The following is a 22,514-nucleotide window of genomic DNA, read 5'->3' as shown; positions in this document are numbered from 1 at the left end:
TCCGGGTGATGATCGTCGAGGACAGCCTCGTGGTGCGGGAGCTCCTGCGCCACATCGTCTCGCGCGATGCCCGGCTGGAGCTGGTGGCCGCGGTGGGCTCCGGGGAGGAGGCGCTGGAGGGCCTCGCGGCGGCGCGGCCCGACGTGATCTCGATGGACATCCGCCTGCCCGGCATCGACGGGCTGGAGACCACCCGCCGGATCATGGCCGAGCACCCGACCCCGATCGTGGTGATCGCCGACGCGGTGGAGGACGCCTCGCTGCGCATCTCCATGAATGCCCTGCGCGCCGGCGCCCTCTCGGTGGTCGAGAAGCCGGTGGCGACGACGCATGCGGGCTACGACGCCGTGTCCGGCGAGATCTGCACGCAGTTGCGGATCATGGCCCAGGTCCCGGTCATCCGCCGCCGGCCGATCGGCACGGAATGGGCGGGGCGCGGCTCGACCTCGCCCCTCTCCGCTCCGACTCTCTCGGCCCCGGCCCCCGCGACCACTTCCTTCTCGGCCACTTCCCTCTCGGCCCCCGCGGCCGCGCCGAGCCGGGCGCCGGGCCCCGCCCCGGACCACGCGCCGAGCGTGCTCGGCCTCGCCGCCTCGACCGGCGGTCCCCCCGCCCTCGCCCGGGTGATCGGCGCCCTGCCGGCCGACTTCCCCCTGCCGATCCTGGTGGTGCAGCACATGGGCGCCGCCTTCATGGAAGGGTTCGCCGGCTGGCTCGACAGCGTGGTGGCGCTGCCCGTGGCGCTGGCCCGCGACGGCGAGCGGGCGGAGGCCGGCCGCGTCTACGTCGCCCCGGGGGACCGCCACCTGGAACTCGGCTCCGCCCGCGTGCTGCGGGTCGTCGACACCCCCCCGGTCTCCGGCCAGCGCCCGGCCGCCACGATCCTGTTCCGGTCGCTGGCCCGCCAGTGCGGCGCCGCCGGGATCGGCGTGCTGCTCACCGGCATGGGCGAGGACGGCGCCGCGGGGCTCGCCGAGATGCGCCAGGCCGGCGCGCAGACCGTGGCCGAGCACGAGAGCACCGCGGTGGTCTACGGCATGCCGGCCGCCGCCGTGCGCCTCGGGGCGGCCCGGGCCGTGCTGCCGCTGGACCGGGTGGCCGGCCACCTCCTGCGGCTCGCCGAACCCGGAGCGCGCCCGTGACCGGCGAGGGCCCCGCCCGGATCCTGCTCGTCGAGGATTCGGAGACGCAGGCGCTGGAGCTGCGGCTGTTCCTCGAAGCCAACGGCTTCTCCGTCGAGCGCTGCCCGAGCGCCGAGACCGCCCTCGACCACCTCAACACATCCCAGCCCGACCTCGTGGTCGCCGACTACCACCTGCCCGGCATGAACGGCGACGAGCTGATCCGGCAGATGCGCCTGTCGCTGCGCACCCGGGCGCTGCCGGTGCTGATGCTCACCGGCGGCAGCGGCGGCGAGCGCCAGGGGCTGGAGAGCGGCGCCGACGCCTACCTGCCGAAATCGGCCGACCGCGACCTGATGGTCCTGCGCATCCGCGCGCTGCTGCGCGAGCGCCGCGGCGGGGCGGGGGACGAGAGCCCGGCCGCCGCCGCCTTCCGGCGCGGGCGCGTGCTCGTGATCGACGGCAGCGCCACCTACCGGACCTTCCTCGCCGGGCTGCTCGGCCAGGACGGCCACCACGTCGCCGTCGCCGACGGGCCCGGGGCGGCGCTCGCCGCCCTCGACGCCGGGGCCGGGGAGACCGCCTTCGACTGCGTCACCGTCGACCTCCTCGGCCACGCCTACGACGGGCTCGCCCTGTGCCGCGACATCGCCCGCCGCCGCGAGGGCGCGGCCGGCGCGGGCTTCCACCTCGTCGGCATCGGCGGCAGCGATCCGTCGAAGGACTTTCTGGTGGAGGCCTTCGCGGCGGGGGCCGACGACGTCGTGCCGAAGGCGGACGCGGAGGTGCTGGCGCTGCGCGTGCGCGGCTTCGTGCGCCGCCGCCTGCTGGAGGAGGACGACCGCCGCATCGCCGGGCAGTTCGGCGAGCGCGAGCGGGCGGTGGAGCGCGCCCGCGCCGAGGCCGAGGCGGCGGAAGCCCGCGCCCGCCTCGCCGACGCCCTGGAGCGGGCCAACCGCGACCTCGCCGACGCCAACCGGCAGCTCACCGAGGCGCAGGCCAAGCTCGTCCAGGCCGCCAAGATGGCCTCGCTCGGCGAGCTGGTCGCTGGCATCGCCCACGAGATCAACAACCCGCTGGCGTTCATCCTCGCCCACCAGAGCACGGTGGAGCGCCTGCTCGGCGAGATGCCGCCCCCGGATTCCGACCCCGCCGCCCGCGCCCTCGACAAGGCCCGCGCCCGGATCGGCTCGATGCGGATGGGCCTGACCCGGATCCAGGACCTCGTCCTGAACCTGCGCAAGTTCTCGCGCCTCGACGAGGGCGAGCGCGCCCTCGTCAACGTGCCCGAGGCGATCGAGACGGTGCTGGCGCTGATCCAGCACAAGCTCGGCGAGCGCATCGGCGTCCGGCGGATCTTCTCCGGCCGGGCCGAGATCCAGTGCACCCCGGCCCTGCTGAACCAGGTGGTGATGAACATCCTCGGCAACGCCGCCGACGCGATGCCCGACGGCGGCACCATCACCGTGGAGACGCGCGCGAGCCCGGATCTCGACGAGATCCGCATCAGCGATACCGGCCCCGGCATCCCGGACGCCCTGCGCGAGAAGGTGTTCGAGCCGTTCTTCACCACCAAGCCCGTGGGGTCCGGGACCGGCCTCGGCCTGGCGATTGCCTACAGCGTCGTTCAGGCGCATAGCGGCTCGCTCACCGTGGAGACGGCCCCGGGTGGAGGTGCCTGCTTCGTGATCGGGATCCCGCGGCAGGCGGCGCGTTCATGACCCACGCTCAGTCAGGCAGGGAGACCATGCTGGGCACGATCCTGGCCGTCGACGACGAGCCGGACATCCTGATCGCGCTGGAGGACCTGTTCGAGGACAGCTACCGCGTCCTCACCGCCAGCAAGCCGGCCGAGGCGCTGTCGATCCTGCGGGCCGAGCCCGACATCGCCGTCGTGCTGTCCGACCAGCGCATGCCGGGGATGACCGGCGACGCGCTGCTCGCCGAGGCCCGGGCCTTCCACGACGCGCAGGCGATCCTGCTCACCGGTTACGCCGACATCACCGCGGTGATCGCCGCGCTCAACCGCGGCGGCATCGTCGGCTACGTCACCAAGCCCTGGGACGCGGGCCTGCTGCGCGGCACCGTCGCCCAGGCCTTCGAGCGCCACCGGCTCGGGCGGGACCTCGCCACCGAGCGGGCGCTGTTGCGCGGCCTGCTCGACCACGCGGGCGACGCGATCAGCTTCAAGGACGCGCAGGGTCGGTTCGTGCGCCTCAACGCCCGCAAGGCGGCGCTGCTCGGGCAGGACCTGCCGGTCTGCCTCGGCCGCCGCGAGGCCGATCTGGCGGGGCCGAAGGCCGGGCAGAACACGGAGGCCGACGCCGCCGCGCTCGCCTCCGGTGCGGTGTCGGAGACCCTGACCAGCGACGGGCCGACGGGGGCCGAGCGCTGGAGCCACGTCACCCGCGTGCCGATCCGCGATCCGGGCGGCGCCGTCACGCACCTCGCGGTGATCGAGCGCGACGTGACCGAGCAGCGCAGCCTGGAGGCGCGGCTGCGCCAGTCCGACAAGATGCAGGCGCTCGGCACGCTGGCCGGCGGCATCGCCCACGACTTCAACAACCTGCTCACGGCGATCCTCGGCAGCCTCGAACTCGCCGGCCCGAAGGTCGCCGAGCTGCCGCGGGTCCAGCGCCTGATCGAGAACGCCCGCGGCGCGGCCGAGCGCGGCGCCTCGCTGACCAAGCGGCTCCTGAGCTTCAGCCGCACCCACGACCTCCAGGCGCGGGCGGTGGACGTGAACGCCTTGATCGCCGGCATGAGCGACCTGTTCGGCCGCAGCCTCGGCGGGCTCGTCAGCGTTCGAACGGAGCTCGTGGAGGGGCTCGCGGCGGCGCAGGTCGACCCGGACCAGCTCGAACTCGCGGTGCTCAACCTCTGCATCAACGCCCGCGACGCGATGCCCGAGGGCGGCACGATCACGGTGACGACCCGCCGCCTGAGCATCGTCGCCGACCCCGAGATCGCCGACGGCGACTATCTCGGGGTCGGCGTCGCCGACGAGGGCACCGGTATCCCGGACGAGATCCTGCGGCGGGTCTGCGAGCCGTTCTTCACCACCAAGGCGGTGGGCCAGGGCACCGGGCTCGGCCTCGCGATGGTGTTCGGCCTCGCGCAGCAATCCAAGGGCCGCCTCAGCATCGAGAGCGAGGTCGGCCGGGGCACGCGGGTCGAGCTGGCCCTGCCCTTCGCCGTCGCCGCCCCGGAAGAGGCGGCGGCCGCCGAGGACGCCGCCCCGGCGGCCCCGCGCCCGGCCCGGATCCTCGTCGTCGACGACGACCAGGAGGTCCGCCACGTCACCGCCTCGTTCCTGGCCGGCTTCGGCTACCGCGAGACCGAGGCTGCGGACGGGGCCGCCGCCCTCGCCCTGCTGGAGCGCGAGCGCTTCGACCTCGCCGTGGTGGACCTCGCGATGCCGGGCATGAGCGGCGTCGAGCTCGCCGCCGAGATCCGGGGACGCAAGCTCGGCCTGCCGATCCTGATCCTCACCGGCCACGCCGACGCTGTCCAGATCCCCGACGACCTGCCGGTGCTGACCAAGCCGTTCCGCTCGGGCGATCTGGCGAGCCGGGTTTCGGGGCTGCTGGAGGATGGAGTGGCAGCCGACAGCCGCTGATCGCCGAAGCGGACCGAGCGCTCCCTTGCCGAAAGTACGGGTAGCCCGTACAATGCGGCCGTGCAGACCGTCGTCGAAACGCCGACCTTCCTCGTCGATGCCAAGGCAGCCGGCCTGACGGAGGATGAGCGGGCTGCCATCGTGGCGAACATCGCCGCAGATCCCGAAGCTGGAGACCTGATCGTGGGCACCGGCGGAGCCCGCAAGATCCGGTTCGGTGGAAAAGGCAGGGGCAAGTCGGGCGGCTACCGGGTCGTCACCTATTTCGCGGCGCGGGACATACCCGTGTTCCTGCTCGCCCTCGTCTCGAAGGGACAGAGGGCCGACCTCAGTCAAGCCGAGCGCAACGTCCTGCGGACGATCCTCGGCAGCCTCGCCGACGCCTATCGCGCCGGGGCGACCGCCAGGACCCCTTCGCCGGGCGGAGGACAGGAGCGATCATGACGACGTTTGGCGCACGCCTCATCCAATCCGCGCAGGAAGCCGCCGCCATCGCGCGCGGCGAGGCCGATCCGGCGAGCTACCGCGTACACGTCCCGACCGACCTCGACGTGGCCGCGATCCGCAAGAGTCTCGGGCTGACGCAGGCGGCGTTCGCGGCACGCTACGGCTTTCCGATCGGTACGCTGCGGGACCTCGAACAGGGCCGAGCCAAGCCGGACGGCTCGACCCGCGCCTATCTCACGGTGATCAGCCGCGAGCCGGAGATGGTCCGGCGCGCCCTGGAAACCGCAGCCTGACGTCCGGGGGACGCGAGGGGAACCGCCCGCCGCCCCCGTCATTGAACCGTCACGGGGAAACAGAAAACCCCGTCCAGAGAGAGGAGACCGGCCATGAGCGATCACGGCATGCGCCCTCGCACCGAGCGGGCCACCGGCACGGATCAGGATGATCCACCGAACAGGACGCGGCAGGGATAGAGGTTTCCGGAACTGCGGCGCGGTCGAGGTCCCGGTCCGTCCGACACGGACCGTCCCGGAGGACTCCCGCGACCTTCGCAAACGTGGACCCTGCATCGAACCCGCCGACGCCCCGTCGGCGGGTTCTTTTCTGGCGCGCGCCCATGAAAAAAGCCGCCCCGGCGATCCGGGGCGGCTTCTGATCATCGGGTGGAGGCTGGCCCGCCTCAGGCGGCCTCGGCGGCCTGGCTCGGACCGGAATCCTTGCCGCGGGCCTCGACGTCGCGGTCGACGAACTCGATCACCGCCATCGGGGCGTTGTCGCCCTGGCGGAAGCCCGCCTTCATGATCCGGCAGTAGCCGCCCGGGCGGCCCTTGTAGCGCGGGCCGAGCACCGAAAAGAGCTTCTTGACCATGTCCGCGTCGCGGATCTGCGCCATCGCGAGGCGGCGGGCGTGGACGCTGTCGGTGCGCCCGAGCGTCACCAGCTTCTCGACCACCGGCCGCAGGTCCTTGGCCTTGGGCAGGGTGGTGATGATCTGCTCGTGCTTGATCAGCGCGGCGGACATGTTGGCGAACATCGCCTTGCGATGCTCGGCGGTGCGGTTGAAGCGGCGACCGCGGTAGGCGTGACGCATGGTTTGGCTCTCCTGATTATAGCGGCCGCCGTGCCACGGGTCGGCCGTCGTTAGAGCGAATAGGGAGTCGCGCGTAGCGAGGAGGGATGGAAACCACCCGCCTCACATGCCCTGCCCTGCTCGCTATTCGCTATTCCCTGCTCGCTCCTGAGCGCCGAAGGCGCTCAGTAGTGCTCCTCGAAGCGCTTGGCGAGGTCCTCGATGTTCTCCGGCGGCCAGCCGGGGATGTCCATGCCGAGGTGCAGGCCCATGCCGGCCAGCACTTCCTTGATCTCGTTGAGCGACTTGCGGCCGAAGTTCGGGGTGCGCAGCATCTCGCCCTCCGACTTCTGAATGAGGTCGCCGATGTAGACGATGTTGTCGTTCTTCAGGCAGTTGGCCGAGCGGACCGACAGCTCCAGCTCGTCGACCTTCTTGAGCAGCGCCGGGTTGAAGGGGAGCTGCGGCGCGAGCGGGGCGGCCTCCTCCTTGCGCGGATCCTCGAAGTTCACGAACACCTGGAGCTGGTCCTGGATGATGCGCGCGGCGTAGGCCAGCGCGTCCTCCGGGCCCACCGCGCCGTTGGTCTCGACCGTCATGGTCAGCTTGTCCTTGTCGAGATCCTGGCCCTCGCGGGTGGTCTCGACGCGGTAGCTGACCTTGGTGACCGGCGAGAACAGCGAGTCGACCGGGATCAGGCCGATCGGCGCGTCCTCGGGGCGGTTGCGCTCGGCCGGGACGTAGCCCTTGCCGGTGGCGACCGTGAACTCCATGCGGATCTCGGCACCGTCGTCGAGCGTGCAGATCACGAGGTCGGGGTTCAGGATCTGGATGTCGCCGACCGTGCCGATGTCGCCCGCCGTGACCGTGCCGGGGCCGGTCTTGCGCAGGGTCATGCGCTTCGGGGTGTCGGTCTGCGAGCGGATGGCGATGGTCTTGATGTTGAGGACGATGTCGGTCACGTCCTCGCGCACGCCGGGGATCGACGAGAACTCGTGCAGCACGCCGTCGATCTGGACCGAGGTCACCGCCGCACCCTGCAGCGAGGACAGGAGCACCCGGCGCAGGGCGTTGCCGAGCGTGGTGCCGAAGCCGCGCTCCAGCGGCTCGGCCACGACGGTGGCGACCCGCTTCGGATCGTCGCCGGTCGAGACCTGCAGCTTGTTCGGCTTGATCAGTTCCTGCCAGTTCTTCTGAATGACCACGGTCCTACCTCTCAGCCTACCGGGACCGCGCCGACCGATCCCGCATCGGACCGCGCAGGCCCGCCCCCCGGCGCGCCGCCCGGCCCTCGAATCTCGAAACTCTACTCGCCGCCGACCCAGAGGGCCGGCACGAAGCTGTAGCCGGCCCCGTCCCGCGCCACGTATCCGAAGGTCGGGAACTCCAGGTGCGAGCCGGCGATGAAGGTCTTCTCCGTCGCCACCTCGTCCAGGATCCGCTTGCGGGTCGCGCGCGCCTGATCGCCGTCCACGTCGAAGGCGACGCCGGCCTCCGGGTTCTTGAACTGGATCGCGGGCATGTGCACCACGTCCGTCCAGATCAGCAGGGCCTTATCCCCCGAGACGATGCGGAAGCCGCAATGGCCGGGGGTGTGGCCGGGCAGGTGCACGGCGGTGATGCCGGGCAGAACCTCGCCGCCGCTCTGCTCGCGCACCCGGCCCTTGTAGGGCGCCAGCGCGTTGCGGGCCCCCTCGAAATAGGGCTTGGCCTCGTCGGGCGCCCGCGCCAGCGCCGCGTCGGGCAGCCAGTGCGCCGCCTCGGCGGCGTGCACCACCACCTCGGCGTTCGGGTAGACGGCGGCCCCGTCCCGCGCGAGCCCGCCGACATGGTCCGGGTGCAGGTGGGTGACGAGCACCGTCTCCACGTCCTCGGGCCTCACGCCGGTGGTCGCGAGCGCCGCGCCCGCCCGGCCGAGGGTCTCGGCGGGGGCGAGGGCGCCGTAGCCGGTATCGACCAGCACCGGCTTGCGGCCGGGCCCGGTGATCAGGAACGCGTTGAGGGTGATCTTCGGCTGCTCGGTGCGGAAGCCCGCCACCTGCAACCGGCCGGCCTCGGCCGTGTCGACGCCCGTGACGAGATCGAGGCTCGCCTGGAACCAGCCGTCGTTGAGCGCGGTGACCGTGAGGTCGCCGAGGTTCCAACGCAGCACACCCGGCAGCGGCTTCGATCCCGTCATGGGCTTCTCCGTCTGTCCCGTCCGAAACCGCTCAGACGCGGCGGCGCTTGCGCGGCCGGCAGCCGTTGTGCGGGATCGAGGTCACGTCGCGGATCGAGGTGACGGTGAAGCCCGCGGCCTGGAGGGCGCGCAGGGCCGACTCGCGGCCCGAACCGGGGCCCGAGACCTCGACCTCGAGGGTGCGCATGCCGTGCTCGGCGGCCTTGCGGCCCGCGTCCTCGGCGGCGACCTGGGCGGCGTAGGGCGTCGACTTGCGCGAGCCCTTGAAGCCCATCGCGCCGGCCGAAGACCACGAGATCGTGTTGCCCTGCGCGTCGGTGATGGTGATCATCGTGTTGTTGAACGAGGCGTTCACGTGCGCGACGCCCGAGACGATGTTCTTGCGCTCGCGGCGACGGACGCGTTGCGGTTCCTTGGCCATCTCTTCTCGACTCTCTTCCTTCAGGCACGCCCGTACTTCCAGGCGCTCGGGATTCTTCTTGGGACTTGGGTGCGGCGCCTGTGGAGGGCCGCTCCGTCATGCTCAGGCCCGGCAGCGGGCCACCCGGCACGACGGGAAGAAGGCCGAGCGAAGCACGGCCTTCCAGTCACAAATCACTTCTTCTTGCCGGCGATCGGCTTGGCCTTGCCCTTGCGGGTGCGGGCGTTGGTGTGGGTGCGCTGGCCGCGGACCGGGAGCTGCTTGCGGTGGCGCAGGCCGCGATAGGCGCCGAGATCCATCAGGCGCTTGATGTTCATCGAGACTTCGCGGCGCAGGTCGCCCTCGACCACGTAGTCGCGGTCGATCGTCTCGCGGATCTGGAGCACCTCGGCGTCGGTGAGCTGGTTCACGCGCCGCTCGGCCGGGATGCCGACCTTCTCGGTGATCTCCTCGGCCTTCTTGGAGCCGATGCCGTGGATGTACTGGAGCGCGATGACGACGCGCTTGTTGGTCGGGATGTTGACGCCTGCGATACGGGCCACAGTCTCACTCCATATGGGCTCGGGGAACCGAGCGACCTCGCGCGCGTCCGGTGGAGGCCGGCCCCTGCGCGCAACGACGACGCGGCCCGCGGGCCGCCCTGGACAGGGCACCTCGGACCATCGTTCGGCTGGACGAAGGACGGCCTGCTAGCGCGCGCCGGCCTCCGTGTCAACGGCGCGGGGAGCGCCGCGTGCGCGGCGTGGAGCGGCAGAGGGCGGGGGAGCAGGGAGGGGATGGGATGCCGGTGGTGACGAGCGACGGCGCCACGCTGCGGGCCTTCGCCGAGGCGGTGATGCGGGCGGCCGAGCACAATGTCGAGGAGGTCGTGCCGGTGGTGCTGGCCGTGGTCGGCGGCATCCTCAGCGAGGCCGATCCGGGATCGGTCGCCCTGCGGGACGGGGACGATGCCGGGGACGCGCCGGTGGTGTGGGCCGCGTTCGCCGGGCGGCGCACCGCCTTCCGCTTCAACCCGATGATCGCGATGATCGAGCTCCGGGCGGACACCCTCGACGGGCACCCGCTCCGGCTGTTCGGCCGGCGGTCGCTGCACAGCGACATCGTCAACTTCTTCGGCACCGGCCGCAGCGCCCGGCTCGCCCGGGAGGGGCCGCCGGAGGATTGAGGTCCCCCGGGGCGTCAGAACCGCTGGTTGAGCAGCCGGCAGTAGCCCCCGGTGTTGCGGTAGCCGGCCGGGCAGCGGCGGACGCAGGCGCCCGCCGCGAACTTCAGGGGCGGCCGGCAGGCGTTGCGGAACTGCTTCTCACCGTAGACATACGACTGCGCGGGACTCTGCGCCGCGGCGGGGAGCGCCGGCAGCGCGACGGCGAGCGCGAACAGCGCCGCGCCGAGATGACGAGTGGCCATGGGAAACTCCGACGGGGGACGTGCTGGCATGAACGCCGTCCGCCGCCGCAGGATCCCTGACGCGGCGGTTCAAGAGGCGGCGCGCTCCTCGTGCGGCTCCAGCACCGCCATCAGGTCGGCCGTCACCGCGTCGATCGGCTTCATGCCGTCCACGGTCCGGAGCATGCCGAGCTTGTCGTAGTAGGCCGAGAGCGGCGCGGTCTGGGCGCGGTAGGCTTCCAGGCGCTGCTTGAACACCTCCGGCGTGTCGTCCTTGCGGACGGTCTCGCCGCGGGCCTGGGCATCGGCCGCGCGCTTGGCGATGCGCCCCAGCAGCGCGTCCTCGTCGACCTTCAGCTCGACCACGGTGGAGAGGTCGAGGCCCTTGCCGGCCAGCATCTCGCCCAGCGCCTCCGCCTGGGCGACCGTGCGCGGGAAGCCGTCGAGGATGAAGCCGCGCTTGGCGTCCGGCTCGTCGATCCTGTCGGCGACGATGCCCACCACGATCGCGTCGGGGACGAGGCCGCCCGACTCCATCACGGCCTTGGCCTGGAGCCCGACCGGCGTGCCGGCCTTCACCGCCGCGCGGAGCATGTCGCCGGTGGAGAGCTGCGGGATGCCGAAGCGCTGCACGATCCGCTCGGACTGCGTCCCCTTCCCCGCGCCGGGCGGTCCGAGCAGAATGATGCGCATGGCGTTGTCCTCGTCCGGCCCGGCTTCGCGGGCTCCTGGATGGGCGGGGTCGTCCCGGCCGCGCCCGTTCGGAGGGTTCTAGCGGCTCTCGGGCGGGGGGGCACCTGCACCTTTCGGGCAGGCATGGCGTTGTCCCGCATCTGTAGCCCGCGCGGCACGCGGCGCGCGGACCCAGATGCCCGGCTGCGGCGCCTCTAGCGGCGGCGCTGGCTCGTCGAGGCGCCGCGCAGCTTCGCCTTCTTGACGAGGCCCTCGTACTGGTGGGCCATCAGGTGGCCGTGGATCTGCGCCACCGTGTCCATCGTCACCGAGACGACGATCAGCAGCGAGGTGCCGCCGAAGCCGAGGCTCGCCGAGGCGTAGGACGACAGGATCTCCGGGCACAGGCAGACGAAGGTGAGGTACAGCGCGCCGATCACCGTGATGCGGGTCAGCACCTTGTCGATGAACGCCGCGGTCCGCTCGCCCGGGCGGATGCCGGGGATGAAGCCGCCATGCTTCTTCAGGTTGTCGGCCGTCTCCTGCGGGTTGAAGACCACCGCCGTGTAGAAGAACGTGAAGAAGATGATCAGCGCCGCGTAGAGCGCCATGAACAGCGGCGTGCCGTGGCCGAGATAGGCGGTGAGCGTGCCGAGCCAGCCGGTGGTGCCCTGGTTGGCCGAGAAGCTCGCGGCGGTGGCCGGCAGGAGCAGCAGCGACGAGGCGAAGATCGGCGGGATCACGCCCGAGGTGTTGAGCTTGAGCGGCAGGAACGAGGTCTGGCCCTCGTACATGCGGTTGCCGACCTGGCGCTTGGGGTAGTTGATCAGCAGCCGGCGCTGGGCGCGCTCCATGAACACGATGAAGTAGACCAGCGCCACCGCGGCCACGCCGACGCCGAGGATCACCACCGGCGACAGGGCACCGGTGCGCCCGAGCTCCAGCGCGCCCGCGATCGCCACCGGCAGGTGGGCGACGATGCCCGCGAAGATGATCAGCGACGAGCCGTTGCCGATGCCGCGCGAGGTGATCTGCTCGCCGATCCACATCAGGAACAGGGTGCCGCCGGTGAGCGTGATCACCGTCGAGGCCAGGAAGAACGGCCCGGGATCGATCGCGGCGGACGAGCCCTGGAGGCCGATGGCGATGCCCCAGGATTGCACCAGCGCCAGCACCACGGTCAGGTAGCGGGTGTACTGGTTGATGACCTTGCGGCCCGACTCGCCCTCCTTCTTCAGCGCCTCCAGGCTCGGGATCACCGAGGTGAGGAGCTGCACGATGATCGAGGCCGAGATGTAGGGCATGATGTTGAGCGCGAAGATCGCCATGCGCTCCACCGCCCCGCCGGAGAACATGTTGAACAGGCCGAGCACGCCGCCCGCCTGCTGCTGGAAGTTCCGCGCGAACTGCTCCGGGTCGATGCCGGGGATCGGGATGTAGGTGCCCAGCCGGAACACCACCAGGGCGCCCAGCGTGAACCAGATGCGCTTCTTCAGCTCATCGGCCTTGGCGATCGCACCGAAGTTCAGGTTGGCGGCAAGCTGCTCGGCGGCTGAAGCCATAGCGTCCCGTCCCGGAGATGGCGCCGGGCGTCCGCGCCCGGGGAGAATCAAAAAAAGCGGCGGCCCACGCGAGGTCGCGAGGGGCCGCCGCCGGATGCGCTGGACTTAGAGGTTGGGACGATCCCGCGCAATGCGCCGGAGGGTCCCGCCCCCGTTACTGCGCCGCGGCCTCGGCACCGCCGCCGCGGGTCGACACGCCGGAGGCGTAGACCACGCTGACGGACCCGCCGGCCTTCTCGACCGCCTCGACCGCCGACTTCGACGCGCGGGTGACCTCGAAGCTGAGCTTCGCGGTCAGCTCGCCGACGCCGAGCAGCTTCACGCCGTCGCGGGGACGGCTGAGGATGCCGGCGGCGACGAGCGCGTCGACCGTCACGGGGGCGGCGGCGTCGAGCTTGCCCGCATCCACCGCCTCCTGCACCCGGCCGAGGTTCACCTCGTTCAGGTCGGCGGCGTGGATGTTGTTGAAGCCGCGCTTCGGCAGGCGCCGGTGGAGCGGCATCTGGCCGCCCTCGAAGCCCTTGATGGACACGCCGGTCCGGGCCTTCTGGCCCTTCACGCCGCGGCCCGCGGTCTTGCCCTTGCCGGAGCCGATGCCCCGGCCGACGCGCATCCGGTCCTTGGTGGCGCCGGGATTGTCGCTGATTTGGTTGAGCTTCATGCCGGCCTCCTCAAGCCTCGAGGACGCGCACGAGGTGGTGCACCTTGCGGATCATGCCGCGCACGGCCGGCGTGTCCTCAAGCTCGGCGACCCGGTGCAGCTTGTTCAGCTTGAGGCCGATCAGCGTCGCGCGCTGGCTGGCCTCGCGGCGGATGGGCGAGCCGATCTGTTCGACCCGGAGAGTCTTGTCTGCCATCGGACCCTCCCTCACGCGACCGCGGCTTCGGACTGGTCGGCCGGATCGGCGTCGCGGCGGCGGGCCTGAAGGCTCGACACCTTGATGCCGCGGCGGGCCGCCACGGAGCGCGGGCTGTCCTCGTTCTTGAGCGCCTCGAAGGTGGCGCGCACGAGGTTGTAGGGGTTCGACGAGCCGAGCGACTTCGCCACCACGTCCTGCATGCCGAGCGTCTCGAACACGGCGCGCATCGGGCCGCCCGCGATGATGCCGGTGCCCTGGGGCGCGGCGCGCAGGATGACCTTGCCGGCGCCGTGGCGCCCGTTGACGTCGTGGTGGAGGGTGCGGCCCTCGCGCAAGGAGACGCGGATGAGCCCGCGCTTGGCGGCCTCGGTCGCCTTGCGGATCGCCTCCGGCACCTCGCGGGCCTTGCCGTGGCCGAAGCCGACGCGGCCCTTCTGGTCGCCGACGACGACGAGGGCGGCGAAGCCGAAGCGCCGGCCGCCCTTCACCACCTTGGCGACGCGGTTGATGTGGACGAGCTTGTCCACGAATTCGCTGTCGCGCTCCTCGCGATCGTCGCGGCGGCCGCGGCCCCCGCCTTCCCGTTCACGTGCCATGTTTCTCGACCTGTCTATCTCACTGACGCGGGCGGCGGGCCCGCTCGCTCGATTCGTTTGGATTTGCCGGGCGTGCTTCGCTCGCCCGGTCCGCCGTGGTCATCGGAGCTTGATCGGAGGCCCTGTCGTTGCATCATCCGCAACGCCCAGTCCCAAATTAGAACTCCAGGCCGACCTCGCGGGCGGCCTCGGCCACGGCCTTGACGCGGCCGTGGTAGATGTAGCCGGAGCGGTCGAAGATCACCTTGGTGACCCCGGCCGCCTTGGCGCGCTCGGCCAGCAGCTTGCCGACCGCGGTCGCGGCGGCGACGTCGGCGCCGGTCTTCAGGTCCGCCTTCAGGCCCTTGTCGAGCGACGAGGCGGCGGCCAGGGTGTGGCCGTTCTCGTCGTCGATGACCTGCGCGTAGATCTGCTTCGACGAGCGGAACACCGAGAGCCGCGGGCGGCCGTTGGCGGCGGCCTTGAGCGCCCGCCGGACCCGCGCCTTGCGCCGGTCAAGGGCTTCGAGCTTACGAGACATCTTCGCCCTCCTTACTTCTTCTTGCCTTCCTTGCGGAAGATGAACTCACCCGCGTACTTCACGCCCTTGCCCTTGTAGGGCTCGGGGCCGCGGTAGTCGCGGATCTCGGCGGCGACCTGCCCGACGCGCTGCCGGTCGATCCCCGAGACCGTGATCTCGGTGGGCTTCGGCGTGGCGATCGTGATGCCGGCCGGCACCTCGTACTCGATGTCGTGGCTGTAGCCGAGCGACAGCTTGAGCGCCTTGCCGGCCATCGCGGCGCGGTAGCCCACGCCGGTGATCTCCAGCTTCTTCTCGAAGCCCTTCGAGACGCCTTCCACGAGGTTGGCGATCTGGGCCCGCGAGGTGCCCCAGAGGGACCGGGCGGGCTTCGACTGGTTGATCGGCTGGACCTCGATCGCGCCGTCCTTCAGGGCGACGTTCACGAGGGCCGGGACGACGAACTGCAGCTCGCCCTTCGAGCCCTTCATCTTCACGGTCTGGCCGGTGACGGTGGCGGTGACGCCCGCCGGCACGGGGACCGGCTTCTTGCCTACGCGAGACATTGGATTCCTCCCGTCCCGATCAGAACACGGTGCAGAGCACTTCACCGCCGACGTTGCGCTCGCGCGCCTCGTGGTCGGCCATGACGCCCTGCGGGGTGGAGACGATGGTGACGCCGAGGCCGTCGGCCACGCGCGGCAGCTCGCCGACCGACGAGTAGACCCGGCGGCCCGGCTTCGACACCCGCTTGATCTCGCGGATGACCGGCTTGCCGTCGTAGTACTTCAGCTCGATCGCGAACTCGCTGCGGCCGTTGCCGAGGTCGGTGGCCGCGTAGTCGCGGATGTAGCCCTCGGACCGCAGCACGTTGAGCACGCTGGCGCGGAGCTTCGAGCCGGGCGTCTGGACGACGTTGCGGCGGCGGAGCTGACCGTTGCGGATGCGGGTGAGCATATCGCCCACGGGATCGTTGACCATGCTCGCCTCCTTACCAGCTCGACTTGACCAGGCCGGGGATCAGGCCCCGGTTGCCGAGCTCCCGCAGCGCCACGCGGGAGATGCCCATCTTGCGGTAGTAGGCGCGCGGCCGGCCGGTCATCCCGCAGCGGTTGCGGATGCGGGTGGCGGACGAGTTGCGCGGCAGCTCCGCGAGCTTGAGGCGCGCCTCGAAGCGCTCCTCCATCTCCAGGGCGTCGTTGTTGGCGATCTCGAGGAGCGCCTTGCGCTTGGCCGCGAAACGCTTGACCAGCGCCTTGCGGTGTTCGTTCTTCTCGACTGAACTCTTCTTCGACATGCTGTCTATCTCCAGTGTCCGCGTCTGATGCCCTCAGGACATCACTGCCGGAACGGGAACTTGAAGGCGGCGAGCAGGGCCTTGGCCTCGGCATCGGTCTTGGCGGAGGTCGCCACGACGATGTCCATGCCCCACATCTGCTCGGCCTTGTCGTAGGAGATCTCCGGGAACACGAGGTGCTCCTTGAGACCGAGGGCGTAGTTGCCGCGCCCGTCGAACGAGCGCGGGTTCAGGCCGCGGAAATCGCGCACGCGCGGCAGCGCGATGGTGATCAGGCGGTCCATGAACTCGTACATGCGCTGCTTGCGCAGGGTCACCTTGCAGCCGATCGGCATGCCCTCGCGCACCTTGAAGGTGGCGATGGCCTTGCGCGCCCGGGTGATGACCGGCTTCTGGCCGGCGATCAGCGCGAGGTCGCCCGCGGCGACCGACGCCTTCTTGGAGTCGGCGGTCGACTCGCCCACGCCCATGTTGATGACGATCTTCTCGATCTGCGGCACCTGCATGGGGTTCGCGTAGCCGAACTCCTCGATCAGCTTCTGGCGAACCACCTCGTCGTAGTGCTTGCGCAGGCGCGGCACGTACGCGTTCTTGTCGGCCTCAGCCATCGATCTGGTCCCCCGTGGTCTTGGCGAAGCGCACCTTGCGGCCGTCGTCGAGGACGCGGAATCCCACCCGGGTCGGCTTACCGTTGGCGTCGGCGATCGCGACGTTCGACAGATGGATGGCGGCCTCCTTGGAGATGATCCCGCCTTCCTGGTTCTGGGTCTGCTTCTGGTGCTTCTTGACGAGGTTGACCCCGCGCACCAGCGCCCGGTTCTCCTTCGGGCGGATCTCGATGACCTCGCCCGAGCGGCCGGCGTCGCGGCCGGTCAGCACGACGACGGTGTCGCCCTTCTTGATCTTGGCGGCCATCACAGCACCTCCGGCGCGAGCGAGATGATCTTCATGTGGTTGCGCGCGCGCAGCTCGCGCGGCACCGGTCCGAAGATGCGGGTCCCGATCGGCTCCTTCTGGTTGTTGATGAGCACCGCCGCGTTCTTGTCGAAGCGGATCACCGAGCCGTCCGGGCGCTTCACGTCCTTGGCGGTGCGCACGACCACCGCCTTCATCACGTCGCCCTTCTTGACGCGACCGCGCGGGATCGCCTCCTTCACCGAGACGACGATCACGTCGCCGACGCCGGCATACTTGCGCTTCGACCCGCCGAGAACCTTGATGCACATCACGCGGCGTGCACCCGAGTTGTCGGCGACGTCCAGATTGGTCTGCATCTGGATCACGGGAGTGACTCCTTGTTTCAGGCGGGTTTCCGCACGCGGGCGGTATTGCCCGGCGGACGACGCCTGATGGGGATCTTTCGTCCCCGGCTCATGTGATCGACCGCGCGATCGGCGTCGCGGACGCCGGCGCGGTCACCGCGTTCGACTAGGTGCGAGCACCCGTCTGGAATGTCGCGAAGGCCGGGCGCATACACCGGCCCCGGCCGAAAGGCAAGGCTGGGGGCAGCGCATCGCGCCCCGGATTCGATGCCGAACGGGCGCCGCCCGCCCCGACCGCTGCCGGACCGTCGGCGGGCGAGGATTGAAGGCGGCTGGAGCCGTTCCCGATCGCGTTGCCAACGTGCACGACTCCAGGCTTTTAATCTGGATGCGCTCTCTCGCGCCGAGCCGGTGCCCCCCTCGGCGCAGAGCGCTCCCGGAGGCCCGCATGCCCGACCTCACGTCTCGCGTCGCCCTGATCGTGATCGATGTCCAGCGCGCCTTCGACGCGTGGGAGGCCGCCGGCCGCCGCCGCAACAACCCCGACGCCGTGGCGCGCATCGCCGATCTGCTCAGGGGCTTCCGCGGGCGCGGCCTGCCCGTCTTCCACGTGCGCCACGAGAGCACCGATCCGCAATCGACCTTCTTTCCGACCAAGCCCGGTCACCGCGTGATGGAGGCGGCACGGGAGCTGGAGGGCGAGCCGGTCGTGGTCAAACGGGTCAACAGCGCGTTCATCGGCACGCCGCTCGAGGTTCTGCTCCGATCCTCGAACGTCGAGCGCCTCGTCATCTGCGGCGCGACGACCAATCACTGTGTCGAGACGACGACCCGCATGGCGGGCAACCTCGGCTTCGACGCCCATCTGGTGCGCGATGCGGCCTGGACCTTCGACAGGATCGGTCCGGACGAGGACCTGCACCGGGCGGAGGACATCCACGCGATGACCCTCGCGAACCTGCACGGCGAGTTCGCGACCGTCGTGTCGACCGACGACGTCCTGAGGTCGATCGCGCGGGTGACCTGATCGGCAGACCACCCGTCATCGCGCCGGACGATCCCGCCGCCGACGTTCCGGAGATGGCCGCGGTGAGAGATGGCCGCGGTGGAAGATGGACGTGGTGGGAGATGGGCGCGGTGATCGTCGCACCGCGCGCCCTCATGCGACGCGGCCGGCCCGGGTGGCGCCGAGCCGGCCTCGCGGAACGGTCGATCCCCGGCGCCGCCTCAGCCCGGCTGGCCGAGCGCGTCGAACAGGAACCCGTCGAGGCTCGGGATGGTCACCGCGGTGGTCATCGCCGGCTTCGACAGGCGCCAGGGGCGCTCCGCCCGGGCGCGGATCGCCTCGGAGGGGCGCAGGCGCCGGGCGGTGCCGTCCTCGCTAAGCTCCTCGATCGCCAGGAAGCCGTAGACCTGGAGCCGCGAGGCGGTGAGCTTGGTGTCGCGGTCGCCGGCCGCGACCACGAGGCTGCCGCTGGCGTAGACCGCGTCCATCAGCGAGCGCTGCTCGCCGCGGCGGCGGTTGCGCGCCTCGCGCTCGCCGGCCGGGGGCGCGGCGGGCGGCCTGCGGAAGGGGACGATGTTGCTGACCGCGACGCAACCCATACGCAACGCACCCTGGAACACGAGGTGAGGCCGAGCGGCCCGCGATCCGGACAATTCGACGAATCGCTTTAACCAACGGTGTGGCGCGCCCGGCCTCCCCTGCCCCGATCCGGTACGCCCGGCCCGCGCCGGCCGGGCGTTCACCGCACCTTAACGCCTCGCCGGGCGCGAATTTTCTCCGGAGCGCGCATTGACCTCGCCGGACGACGCGGATAGAAGCGCGCCACTTCGGTCGGCCCCCGGCTGCCGACGGCCCCGCGGAGATCTCCGTACCGCCGTCCGCGCCCCGATGCGATCCGAAGGCTCAAATCGCCTGACGCCTTAAGTCAGATCCGTAGGTACGAGCGCGCTCTCTCAGGGCGTGCTCCTCTGCCCACACCGCGCCGAGGGACCGTGACAGGCCCTCCGGCGCATATTCGTTTTGCGGACTGCCCGTCAGTCCGACAGGTGACCGAGGAAGAGGGCACAGGATGCCGACGATCAACCAACTGATCGCCCAGCCGCGGAAGATCCAGCGGAGCCGCAACAAGGTCCCGGCGCTCGACGCCTGCCCGCAGAAGCGCGGCGTCTGCACCCGCGTCTACACGACGACGCCGAAGAAGCCGAACTCGGCGCTCCGCAAGGTCGCCAAGGTCCGCCTGACCAACGGCTTCGAGGTGATCGGCTACATCCCGGGCGAGGGCCACAATCTCCAGGAGCACTCGGTCGTCATGATCCGCGGCGGCCGCGTCAAGGATCTGCCGGGCGTGCGCTACCACATCCTGCGCGGCGTGCTCGACACCCAGGGCGTCAAGAACCGCAAGCAGCGCCGCTCCAAGTACGGCGCCAAGCGTCCCAAGTAATTTTTTAGGTCTTCAGGTCGCGTTTCCACTGCCCAGCAAGGATGTCGCCAGCGAAAGCTCAAGGCGGCCTGCGCTGGGTGCTCTAAAGAATTTCGCCGAAAGTCCCAAAAAATGTCGCGTCGTCACTCTGCTGAGAAGCGTGAGATCATCCCGGATCCCAAGTACGGGGACGTGGTGCTGACGAAGTTCATGAACTCGATCATGTACGAGGGCAAGAAGTCGACCGCCGAGCGGATCGTCTATGGCGCCTTCGACATCGTCGAGAACCGCGCCCGCGCCAACCCGATCGAGGTGTTCCGGGCCGCGCTCGACAACGTCGCCCCGATGATCGAGGTCCGCTCCCGCCGCGTCGGCGGCGCGACCTACCAGGTCCCGGTCGAGGTCCGCACCGAGCGCCGGCAGGCGCTGGCGATCCGCTGGCTGATCCAGGCCGCCCGGTCGCGCAACGACCGCACGATGATCGAGCGCCTCTCGGCCGAGCTGCTCGACGCCGCCAACAACCGCGGCAACGCCGTCAAGAAGCGGGAGGACACGCACCGGATGGCCGAGGCCAACCGCGCCTTCTCGCACTACCGCTGGTAAGCGGTCCCACCCGTCTCTCAGGAGCAGTCCGATGCCCCGCACGCACGCGATCGAGGACTACCGCAACTTCGGCATCATGGCCCACATCGATGCCGGGAAGACCACGACCACGGAGCGGATCCTCTACTACACCGGAAAGTCCCACAAGATCGGCGAGGTCCATGAGGGCGCCGCCACGATGGACTGGATGGAGCAGGAGCAGGAGCGCGGCATCACGATCACGTCCGCCGCGACGACGTGCTTCTGGCGCGAGAAGCGCCTGAACATCATCGACACCCCTGGCCACGTCGACTTCACCATCGAGGTCGAGCGCTCCCTGCGCGTGCTCGACGGCGCGGTGTGCGTGCTCGACGGCAACCAGGGCGTCGAGCCGCAGACCGAGACCGTGTGGCGGCAGGCCGACAAGTACGACGTGCCGCGCGTCGTGTTCGTCAACAAGATGGACAAGATCGGCGCCGACTTCTTCAAGTGCGTGGCCGACATCATCGACCGCGTCGCCGGGAAGCCCGTCTGCCTCCAGCTCCCGATCGGCTCGGAGTCGAACTTCAAGGGCGTGATCGACCTCATCAAGATGAAGGCGATCGTCTGGTCCGGCGAGGCGCTCGGCGCGAACTTCTCCGAGGAGGAGATCCCGGCCGACCTCGTCGATCAGGCCAAGGAGTACCGGGGCAAGCTGGTCGAGGCCTGCGTCGAGCTCGACGACGAGGCGATGATGGCCTACCTCGACGGCCAGGAGCCGGACGAGGAGGGCCTGCGCCGGCTGGTGCGCAAGGCCGTGCAACTGCGCGCCTTCCATCCCGTGCTGTGCGGCTCGGCGTTCAAGAACAAGGGCGTGCAGCCGCTCCTCGACGCCGTCGTCGACTACCTCCCCTCCCCCGCCGACCGCGGCGACGTCGACGGGCTGGACTTCAAGACCGAGGAGCCGGTCGTCCGCCACCCGACCGACACCGATCCCTTCTCCATGCTCGCCTTCAAGATCATGGACGATCCCCACGTCGGCACGATCACCTTCTGCCGCGTGTACTCGGGCAAGATCGACTCGGGCGCCAACGTCATCAACTCGACGCGCGACAAGAAGGAGCGCGTCGGCCGCATGCTCCTGATGCACGCCAACAACCGCGAGGACATCAAGGAGGCCTATGCCGGCGACATCGTCGCCCTGGCCGGCCTCAAGGATACCCGCACCGGCGACACCCTCTGCGACCCGCAGAAGGCGGTCATCCTGGAGAAGATGGAGTTCCCCGATCCGGTGATCGAGATCGCCGTCGAGCCGAAGTCGAAGGCCGACCAGGAGAAGCTCGGCATCGCGCTCTCGAAGCTCGCCGCCGAGGATCCGTCCTTCCGCGTCTCGACCGATCAGGAGTCCGGCCAGACCATCCTCAAGGGGATGGGCGAGCTGCACCTCGACATCAAGGTCGACATCCTGCGCCGCACCTACAAGGTCGACGCCAACATCGGCCAGCCGCAGGTGGCCTACCGCGAGAAGCTGACCCGCCGGACCGAGATCGACTACACCCACAAGAAGCAGACCGGCGGCACCGGTCAGTTCGCCCGGGTGAAGTTCGTGGTCGAGCCGAACGAGCCCGGCGCCGGCTTCCAGTTCGAGTCGAAGATCGTCGGCGGCTCGGTGCCGAAGGAGTACATCCCCGGCGTCGAGAAGGGCCTGAACTCGGTCCTGACCGCGGGCATCCTCGCGGGCTTCCCGGTGGTCGACATCAAGGTGGAGCTGATCGACGGCGCCTACCACGACGTCGACTCCTCGGCGCTCGCCTTCGAGATCGCCTCCCGCGCCGCTCTGCGCGAGGCGCTCCAGAAGGGCGGCTCGGTGCTGCTCGAGCCGGTGATGAAGGTCGAGGTCGTGAGCCCGGAAGAGTACACCGGCTCGGTCATCGGCGACCTGAACTCGCGCCGCGGCCAGATCCAGGGCCAGGACATGCGCGGCAACGCCAACGTCATCAACGCGATGGTGCCGCTGGCCAACATGTTCGGCTACGTGAACAACCTGCGCTCCATGTCGCAGGGCCGGGCGAACTTCACGATGCAGTTCGACCATTACGAGGAAGTCCCGCGCGGCGAGGCCGACAAGGTCATCGCCAAGTACGCCTAGGACGGTCTCGTCACATCGCTATCGAAGGTTAGGAGGCTCTGATGGGCAAGGAAAAGTTTTCGCGCACGAAGCCGCACTGCAACATCGGCACGATCGGCCACGTTGACCACGGCAAGACGTCGTTGACGGCGGCGATCACGAAGGTCCTGGCGGAGTCGGGCGGGGCGACGTTCACGGCCTACGACCAGATCGACAAGGCGCCGGAGGAGAAGGCGCGCGGGATCACGATCTCGACGGCGCACGTGGAGTACGAGACCACGAACCGGCACTACGCGCACGTCGACTGCCCCGGGCACGCCGACTACGTGAAGAACATGATCACCGGCGCCGCGCAGATGGACGGGGCGATCCTGGTGGTGTCGGCGGCCGACGGCCCGATGCCGCAGAC

General features: G+C 70.3%; 30 protein-coding genes. 11 read left to right on the top strand and 19 right to left on the bottom strand.

Going from position 1 to position 22,514, the window contains the following annotated elements; genetic code table 11:
• Positions 1-8: 8 nt before the first annotated feature.
• From cheB to Q8W71_RS20700, 5 genes are read left to right on the top strand one after another with little or no spacing between them, the layout of a single operon-like run.
• Positions 9-1,142, top strand: coding sequence for a chemotaxis-specific protein-glutamate methyltransferase CheB (cheB, locus tag Q8W71_RS20720; RefSeq protein WP_305527351.1), 1,134 nt, complete (start codon positions 9-11; stop codon positions 1,140-1,142).
• Positions 1,139-2,842 carry a response regulator gene (locus tag Q8W71_RS20715; protein WP_305527297.1) on the top strand — a complete coding sequence of 568 codons (1,704 nt, stop codon included), beginning with the start codon at positions 1,139-1,141 and terminating at the stop codon, positions 2,840-2,842. Before cheB ends, Q8W71_RS20715 begins: the two co-directional genes overlap by 4 nt.
• 26 nt (positions 2,843-2,868) lie before the next feature.
• The gene (locus tag Q8W71_RS20710) at positions 2,869-4,740 is read left to right on the top strand and encodes a response regulator (RefSeq protein ID WP_305527296.1); all 1,872 of its coding nucleotides are present in this window, start codon (positions 2,869-2,871) and stop codon (positions 4,738-4,740) included.
• A gap of 60 nt (positions 4,741-4,800) precedes the next feature.
• Positions 4,801-5,184 carry a type II toxin-antitoxin system RelE/ParE family toxin gene (locus tag Q8W71_RS20705; RefSeq protein ID WP_305527295.1) on the top strand — a complete coding sequence of 128 codons (384 nt, stop codon included), beginning with the start codon at positions 4,801-4,803 and terminating at the stop codon, positions 5,182-5,184.
• A complete protein-coding gene (locus Q8W71_RS20700; protein ID WP_305527294.1) occupies positions 5,181-5,480 on the top strand; it encodes a helix-turn-helix domain-containing protein in 300 nt (99 codons plus the stop codon). Before Q8W71_RS20705 ends, Q8W71_RS20700 begins: the two co-directional genes overlap by 4 nt.
• A 386-nt stretch (positions 5,481-5,866) precedes the next feature.
• Here the strand turns inward: Q8W71_RS20700 and rplQ are convergent, their stop codons facing one another.
• From rplQ to rpsM, 5 genes are all read right to left on the bottom strand, one after another.
• Positions 5,867-6,277, bottom strand: coding sequence for a 50S ribosomal protein L17 (rplQ, locus tag Q8W71_RS20695; protein WP_305527293.1), 411 nt, complete (start codon positions 6,275-6,277; stop codon positions 5,867-5,869).
• Between the two features lie 164 nt (positions 6,278-6,441).
• A complete protein-coding gene (locus Q8W71_RS20690; RefSeq protein WP_305527350.1) occupies positions 6,442-7,476 on the bottom strand; it encodes a DNA-directed RNA polymerase subunit alpha in 1,035 nt (344 codons plus the stop codon).
• Positions 7,477-7,562: 86 nt separating this feature from the next.
• Positions 7,563-8,435, bottom strand: a complete 873-nt coding sequence (locus tag Q8W71_RS20685; RefSeq protein WP_305527292.1) for an MBL fold metallo-hydrolase — start codon at positions 8,433-8,435, stop codon at positions 7,563-7,565.
• A 31-nt stretch (positions 8,436-8,466) separates the two neighbouring features.
• Complete coding sequence (gene rpsK / locus Q8W71_RS20680; RefSeq protein WP_010686167.1) at positions 8,467-8,856, bottom strand: 30S ribosomal protein S11; 390 nt, start codon at positions 8,854-8,856, stop codon at positions 8,467-8,469.
• A gap of 173 nt (positions 8,857-9,029) precedes the next feature.
• Complete coding sequence (rpsM, locus tag Q8W71_RS20675) at positions 9,030-9,398, bottom strand: 30S ribosomal protein S13 (RefSeq protein WP_305527291.1); 369 nt, start codon at positions 9,396-9,398, stop codon at positions 9,030-9,032.
• A 239-nt stretch (positions 9,399-9,637) separates the two neighbouring features.
• On the opposite strand from rpsM, the gene Q8W71_RS20670 reads away from it, so the two are divergent.
• The gene (locus Q8W71_RS20670; protein WP_305527290.1) at positions 9,638-10,021 is read left to right on the top strand and encodes a hypothetical protein; all 384 of its coding nucleotides are present in this window, start codon (positions 9,638-9,640) and stop codon (positions 10,019-10,021) included.
• A 14-nt stretch (positions 10,022-10,035) separates the two neighbouring features.
• On the opposite strand, the gene Q8W71_RS20665 is transcribed toward Q8W71_RS20670, so the two are convergent.
• The 13 genes from Q8W71_RS20665 to rplN form a co-directional block, all read right to left on the bottom strand.
• Positions 10,036-10,263: a hypothetical protein gene (locus tag Q8W71_RS20665; protein ID WP_305527289.1), complete on the bottom strand. Its 228-nt coding sequence runs from the start codon at positions 10,261-10,263 to the stop codon at positions 10,036-10,038.
• A 69-nt stretch (positions 10,264-10,332) separates the two neighbouring features.
• On the bottom strand, positions 10,333-10,935 hold the full coding sequence (locus Q8W71_RS20660) for an adenylate kinase (RefSeq protein WP_305527288.1): 603 nt from the start codon (positions 10,933-10,935) through the stop codon (positions 10,333-10,335).
• A 194-nt stretch (positions 10,936-11,129) separates the two neighbouring features.
• On the bottom strand, positions 11,130-12,476 hold the full coding sequence (secY, locus tag Q8W71_RS20655) for a preprotein translocase subunit SecY (RefSeq protein ID WP_305527287.1): 1,347 nt from the start codon (positions 12,474-12,476) through the stop codon (positions 11,130-11,132).
• Between the two features lie 154 nt (positions 12,477-12,630).
• Positions 12,631-13,137: a 50S ribosomal protein L15 gene (gene rplO / locus Q8W71_RS20650; protein ID WP_305527286.1), complete on the bottom strand. Its 507-nt coding sequence runs from the start codon at positions 13,135-13,137 to the stop codon at positions 12,631-12,633.
• A 10-nt stretch (positions 13,138-13,147) separates the two neighbouring features.
• On the bottom strand, positions 13,148-13,333 hold the full coding sequence (rpmD, locus tag Q8W71_RS20645; RefSeq protein ID WP_305527285.1) for a 50S ribosomal protein L30: 186 nt from the start codon (positions 13,331-13,333) through the stop codon (positions 13,148-13,150).
• A gap of 11 nt (positions 13,334-13,344) precedes the next feature.
• A complete protein-coding gene (gene rpsE / locus Q8W71_RS20640) occupies positions 13,345-13,932 on the bottom strand; it encodes a 30S ribosomal protein S5 (RefSeq protein ID WP_092039094.1) in 588 nt (195 codons plus the stop codon).
• Between the two features lie 157 nt (positions 13,933-14,089).
• Positions 14,090-14,452: a 50S ribosomal protein L18 gene (gene rplR, locus Q8W71_RS20635; protein WP_305527284.1), complete on the bottom strand. Its 363-nt coding sequence runs from the start codon at positions 14,450-14,452 to the stop codon at positions 14,090-14,092.
• Between the two features lie 11 nt (positions 14,453-14,463).
• Positions 14,464-14,997, bottom strand: a complete 534-nt coding sequence (rplF, locus tag Q8W71_RS20630) for a 50S ribosomal protein L6 (protein WP_305527283.1) — start codon at positions 14,995-14,997, stop codon at positions 14,464-14,466.
• Between the two features lie 19 nt (positions 14,998-15,016).
• Positions 15,017-15,412, bottom strand: coding sequence for a 30S ribosomal protein S8 (rpsH, locus tag Q8W71_RS20625; protein ID WP_305527282.1), 396 nt, complete (start codon positions 15,410-15,412; stop codon positions 15,017-15,019).
• A 10-nt stretch (positions 15,413-15,422) separates the two neighbouring features.
• Complete coding sequence (gene rpsN, locus Q8W71_RS20620; RefSeq protein WP_305527281.1) at positions 15,423-15,728, bottom strand: 30S ribosomal protein S14; 306 nt, start codon at positions 15,726-15,728, stop codon at positions 15,423-15,425.
• 41 nt (positions 15,729-15,769) lie between these two features.
• Positions 15,770-16,336, bottom strand: coding sequence for a 50S ribosomal protein L5 (gene rplE, locus Q8W71_RS20615; protein WP_305527280.1), 567 nt, complete (start codon positions 16,334-16,336; stop codon positions 15,770-15,772).
• A complete protein-coding gene (gene rplX, locus Q8W71_RS20610) occupies positions 16,329-16,643 on the bottom strand; it encodes a 50S ribosomal protein L24 (protein WP_305527279.1) in 315 nt (104 codons plus the stop codon). Before rplX ends, rplE begins: the two co-directional genes overlap by 8 nt.
• Entirely contained in the window at positions 16,643-17,011 is a 369-nt protein-coding gene (gene rplN / locus Q8W71_RS20605) for a 50S ribosomal protein L14 (RefSeq protein WP_305527278.1), read from the bottom strand. The genes rplX and rplN overlap by 1 nt, the downstream gene beginning before the upstream one ends.
• Positions 17,012-17,438: 427 nt before the next feature.
• On the opposite strand from rplN, the gene Q8W71_RS20600 reads away from it, so the two are divergent.
• The gene (locus Q8W71_RS20600) at positions 17,439-18,017 is read left to right on the top strand and encodes a cysteine hydrolase family protein (RefSeq protein WP_305527277.1); all 579 of its coding nucleotides are present in this window, start codon (positions 17,439-17,441) and stop codon (positions 18,015-18,017) included.
• 200 nt (positions 18,018-18,217) lie between these two features.
• Here the strand turns inward: Q8W71_RS20600 and Q8W71_RS20595 are convergent, their stop codons facing one another.
• Positions 18,218-18,595 carry a hypothetical protein gene (locus Q8W71_RS20595; protein ID WP_305527276.1) on the bottom strand — a complete coding sequence of 126 codons (378 nt, stop codon included), beginning with the start codon at positions 18,593-18,595 and terminating at the stop codon, positions 18,218-18,220.
• A 470-nt stretch (positions 18,596-19,065) separates the two neighbouring features.
• Here Q8W71_RS20595 and rpsL point away from each other — a divergent pair, with 470 nt between their 5' ends.
• The 4 genes from rpsL to Q8W71_RS20575 all read left to right on the top strand — a co-directional run.
• On the top strand, positions 19,066-19,437 hold the full coding sequence (rpsL, locus tag Q8W71_RS20590) for a 30S ribosomal protein S12 (RefSeq protein ID WP_007557568.1): 372 nt from the start codon (positions 19,066-19,068) through the stop codon (positions 19,435-19,437).
• A 111-nt stretch (positions 19,438-19,548) separates the two neighbouring features.
• Positions 19,549-20,019 (top strand): 30S ribosomal protein S7, encoded by a 471-nt coding sequence (gene rpsG, locus Q8W71_RS20585; protein ID WP_007557567.1) that lies wholly within the window; start codon positions 19,549-19,551, stop codon positions 20,017-20,019.
• Between the two features lie 31 nt (positions 20,020-20,050).
• On the top strand, positions 20,051-22,126 hold the full coding sequence (gene fusA / locus Q8W71_RS20580) for an elongation factor G (RefSeq protein WP_305527275.1): 2,076 nt from the start codon (positions 20,051-20,053) through the stop codon (positions 22,124-22,126).
• Between the two features lie 41 nt (positions 22,127-22,167).
• On the top strand, positions 22,168-22,514 hold a 347-nt coding region (locus Q8W71_RS20575; protein ID WP_305527274.1), incomplete at its 3' end, for a GTP-binding protein.

The sequence above is a fragment of the Methylobacterium amylolyticum genome, assembly GCF_030700245.1.
GTDB lineage: Bacteria > Pseudomonadota > Alphaproteobacteria > Rhizobiales > Beijerinckiaceae > Methylobacterium.
This window is presented reverse-complemented; position numbering and strand designations above follow the sequence as displayed.